Origin of the sequence: Streptomyces varsoviensis (assembly GCF_000718635.1) — a bacterium.
Taxonomy (GTDB): domain Bacteria; phylum Actinomycetota; class Actinomycetes; order Streptomycetales; family Streptomycetaceae; genus Streptomyces; species Streptomyces varsoviensis.
This window is the reverse complement of the sequence record NZ_JOBF01000052.1, coordinates 1-4,101: the sequence shown is the minus strand read 5'-3', so window position 1 is coordinate 4,101 and position 4,101 is coordinate 1. Positions and strand designations below refer to the sequence as shown.

General features: G+C 65.2%; 4 protein-coding genes. All 4 read right to left on the bottom strand.

Annotated features, from left to right (window positions below; translation table 11 throughout):
• Positions 1–243 precede the first annotated feature (243 nt).
• The gene (locus tag IF55_RS41300; RefSeq protein ID WP_281181217.1) at positions 244–369 is read right to left on the bottom strand and encodes a hypothetical protein; all 126 of its coding nucleotides are present in this window, start codon (positions 367–369) and stop codon (positions 244–246) included.
• Positions 366–1,034, bottom strand: coding sequence for an ABC transporter ATP-binding protein (locus IF55_RS35525; protein WP_030893340.1), 669 nt, complete (start codon positions 1,032–1,034; stop codon positions 366–368). Before IF55_RS35525 ends, IF55_RS41300 begins: the two co-directional genes overlap by 4 nt.
• 28 nt (positions 1,035–1,062) lie before the next feature.
• Complete coding sequence (locus IF55_RS35520; protein WP_157854624.1) at positions 1,063–3,153, bottom strand: bacteriocin-associated integral membrane family protein; 2,091 nt, start codon at positions 3,151–3,153, stop codon at positions 1,063–1,065.
• 147 nt (positions 3,154–3,300) lie between these two features.
• The gene (locus IF55_RS39065) at positions 3,301–3,588 is read right to left on the bottom strand and encodes a lactococcin 972 family bacteriocin (RefSeq protein WP_030893337.1); all 288 of its coding nucleotides are present in this window, start codon (positions 3,586–3,588) and stop codon (positions 3,301–3,303) included.
• Positions 3,589–4,101 lie beyond the last annotated feature (513 nt).

Sequence of the window (4,101 nt, the reverse complement as noted above, 5' to 3'; positions counted from 1 at the left end):
CCTCCTAAGCCCCGGCACCCTCACCGAACCCGAACCCGGCCTGTTCACCACGCCCCGACCGACAAAGTGAACCCGCACGCAGGCCCACACAACGCCCACGCAGAGCAGGCCCATCTCGTGATCGACAGTGATTACGGGCCGGCTCCGCGAGGCTCTCGGGTGCGTTGGTTGTCTCTCGTAGCATCAATGCGCAAAAACGCCCTGCCATGGTCCTGGCAGGGCGCGGCGCGTGTGGCACGGAGGTCAGAACAGGCGCAGTCCGATCCGGCCGAGGATGACCCCGGTGTGTTCTCCGTAGACGAGAAGTACCGCGACGATGCCGAGGACCAGGATGCCGACAACAAGTCTCCAGGTGAGGCGGGCATTCATGAGTGTTGCCTTTCTTTGACAGGCTCGGGTTGTGTGGTGCTCCCGACTGCGAGAACGGTGTCGCAGCGGTCACGGACGGCGTCATTGTGCGTGGCGATGACGACGGCGCAGCCGTCCTTGCTCATCGAACGGAGGATGTCCACGACCATGGTGGCGTTGTCGTGGTCGAGAGCACCGGTCGGCTCGTCGGCCAGGACGAGCGCGGGTTGTTTGACGATGAGCCGGGCCAGAGCGACGCGTTGCTGCTCGCCGCCGCTGAGCCGGTGGACCTGTTCCTTTTCGCGTCCTGCCAGGCCGACGCGTTCCAGCGCCTCGACGATGGTCGGGGTGCCTTTTCTGGCCCGGCGCGGTTTCATGGCGACCGTGAGGTTGGCGGCGACGGTCGCGTTGTCGATCAACGCGTAATTCTGGAACAGGTAGCCCAGGACGTCGCGCCGGTAGTGCCGGGCAGCACGTGGACGGAAGCGGGTGATGTCCTGGCTCTCATAGCGGATCGCTCCGGATGTCGGTTCGTCCAGGAGGCCGAGGCAATTGAGGAGTGTCGACTTGCCGGAGCCGCTCGGGCCGGTCAGCGCGAGGACCTCTCCGCGCGTCACGGTGAAGGCGAGGCCGGCCCACAGCGTGCGTGGGCCGAAGGACTTGGTCAGGTTCTCGATTTCGATCACGTAGCAGCTCCTGCACGGCGGTGGGGAGTCACGACTCGGTCGCGCCTTCCTTGACGATGCGGCGGTGGAAAGCGGCAAGGGCCAGCAGCACCGCCGCGACCTCGACGACGACGAGCGCAATGGTGACGCCGAGGTCGAGTCCCGTGACTTCGGCGGCCGGCCTGGGGGCGGGGATGCCGAGCGCCGCGTACCGGTCGAGGTCCTGGTTCTGCTGCCACACTTTGAAGGGCAGCCATACCACCAGGAGCATGGCCAGAAGCCCTTCAAGCAGCAGAACCGGGCGGTGGGTGGCGGTGAAGGTCCATCCGCTGATGTGCCGTGCGAAGATCGCTTGTGCGTTTTTCCGAGAGTGGACGATGCAGACGCCGACTCCGGTGATGAGCAGCACCGTCACGGCCACCGCCAGGTTGAACAGTTGCAGCCTGAAGTCTCCGACGAGATCACGCAGTTTGTTCGCGGCGTTCTGCGCGACAGGGGTCATGGACATCACGTATGTCTCAAGGTGGTGTTTCTTGATGCCGGCCGTGACGTCATCCGGGTTAGGGAAGACGATGCTGCTCTGAGAGGCGTAGTCGGTGTAGAGCTTGTTGCTCACCAACGGCGATCCATTGGGGAAAGCGATGATGACGGGATCGGTGACCAGAGAGTCGTCCGCGCCGAGTTTCTCGCCATTGCGCTGCTGGCCGCCGGGGTTGTACGTGAAGACACGCTGGCTGTCCTTCGACCACACCGTCTCCACCTTGGCCGCTGAGACGACGTCCGGTGTGACGGGGTTCAGCAGCCCCGGGACTTGCCCACGCAGGCGTCCGGCATACCGCGCGAGAGACCTGGGGATCACCAGCCGTACCCGCTCAGGGCCCGCGTCGCTCATGGTCACCCGGTGCCCGGATGAGTCGAGGACGGGTTGCGCGGCCAGAAAGGACTCGTTGACGATCAGTACGTCATGATTCACGAGGTCTCCCGGGCCCCGCCCCCCGAATCTCCGGTGGCCTGCGAAGATGATGTCCCCGTCGCTGTCTGCCTGGTGCAGCCAGGGCCCCACTTTCGCGTTCAGGCTCTTCAGTCCCGCCTCGCTTGCGAGGCTGCCGTTGAAGGCGATCGAGGTGGCGTCGCCGATCTTCGCGTACGCCCGGCTGCTCTCCTGTCGGGCCAGTACGTCCTGGCCGGCCACAACGACAGCCGAGGCGATGCTCAGCGCCAGCAGGAGCGCTGGAACTCTGACGAGGTAGGCGCAGATCGCGGCGGCCCGCGCCGGCAACTCCCCCTTCAGAGCCGACAGCACATCGGTCTGGGACGTCAGGCCGAGCATGGCCGCGTGCGTGACAAGGGCGACGGCACCGAGCACAAGGGTGGCGCCCAACGCGAGCAGAGTGAAGGTGCCGATCCAGGCCAGTCCGTTGTAGAGCCCGAGAAGCAGCAGCGTCGTGGCGGCCACGGCGACAAACGCGATGGCCCAGAACGCCGCCAACTGACGCAGGTCCCGCCACAGGATCTGCCCGAACGATTTTCCTTGCAGCCGCAGCACCCCATACGCCTTCGCGTTGAGCAGGACCCCCGCGCCGGTCATCGTCACGACGGCGAGAGCGACGACGAAAAACGATCGGTACAGCGCGCTTCCCTCATAGTTGAAGCTCAACTGCGTCAGCGAGACGGGGTGATAGACCTTTGCTGTCAGCCCCAGACCGGCGAAGTCCCGAGTGAGCGACGTGGCGGCCTGGTCCGAACCGAAGACGTAATAGATGCCTCGGGGATCACGCATTCCGAGGTCTGCCACGGGACGCACGTCCGTGTGGTAACTGCGATTGAAGGAGGGGTACCCCTCCTTCAGCCAGTCGGAGTGGGGGCCGCCCGGCGCAAGATAGAGGTGCCTGCTGCTGGACGGGGCGTTGAGGTCGAGGACTTCACGCGCGACGGTCGTCCGCTGCCCCTCCGCGAAATCCGCGACGGCACGCGCGACTTGAGAGCCGCTGGCCGAGTTGTCGGAGTCCGTCACCCATACGACGGCTGTGTGGCCGAGCACCCAGTCCTCTTCGAAGCTCCGTAAGAACAGGAAGGCGAGAACCGCTGAGTAGGCCAGCACAGCGGCGTGGACGAACTTGATACCTCGGTGCAGCATCAATTGCCTAGGTCAGGGCACTTCGAGGAGCGCGACTCAGAAAGCTGGACATGCTGGGAGCGGCCGCCCGCCGGGGAAAACGATTCCGCGCCATCCGGCGGGCGGACGCTCATCCTACGAAACCGAGCCGACGCTCGGCCGCCACCGCTGTCAGCAGGTGGTCTTGTAGTAGGTCTCGTTGCCGTACAGCGCGGCCTCAACCTGGGTAAAGGACCATTCGTCCTTGGGTGCCGTGTCGCTCTGGATGGTCTTCCCGACTGAGGTCGAGCCGTGGCACTTCGTCGGGTGGTAGTAGTTCGACCACACCTGCGAGGTACCGGCACCGTAGTCCCATGTACCTCCGCCCACCTCCTTCACGGTCGCCAGCGCAGGCGCGGCGCCGGCCACGATGAGGACCCCAGCGGCCACAGCGATCTTCAGGCTCTTCTTGCTCTTCACTGCACCTCCTCTTTCTTCACGTGATCTTGACGTCGCCAGATCATTCCGGAGAAGGACAATCAACAACAAGGCCTGAGGGGTAGGCCAGTTGAGATTGGCCTGATCGCGTCCGCGTCCGGGTGTCCGCGCTCCGGCGCGCCACCCCTTGCGCCCCAAGGGGCTTGGAGCCAGCGGAAGACGATGCGACGGCAGTCGCAGAGTTGGCGTGAACCAGCCAAAGTGCCGGACGCAGGAGCTGTACTGCGGCAACTTCAGCAGAACCCGAAGGCGGTTTCGAATGACATACCTGACGATCTCTGCCGTAGCCACCAGTCGACGACCAGTGCCGAGGGCGACGGCCCCGTGGACGAGGGGCTTCGAGAGGACGCCCCCAGCGGCGTTCGTGACGGTCGTGGCGCGACGGCGTGTTTCTCAGTGGGCGTTGTGTGGGCCTGCGTGCGGGTTCACTTTGTCGGTCGGGGCGTGGTGAACAGGCCGGGTTCGGGTTCGGTGAGGGTGCCGGGGCTTAGGAGG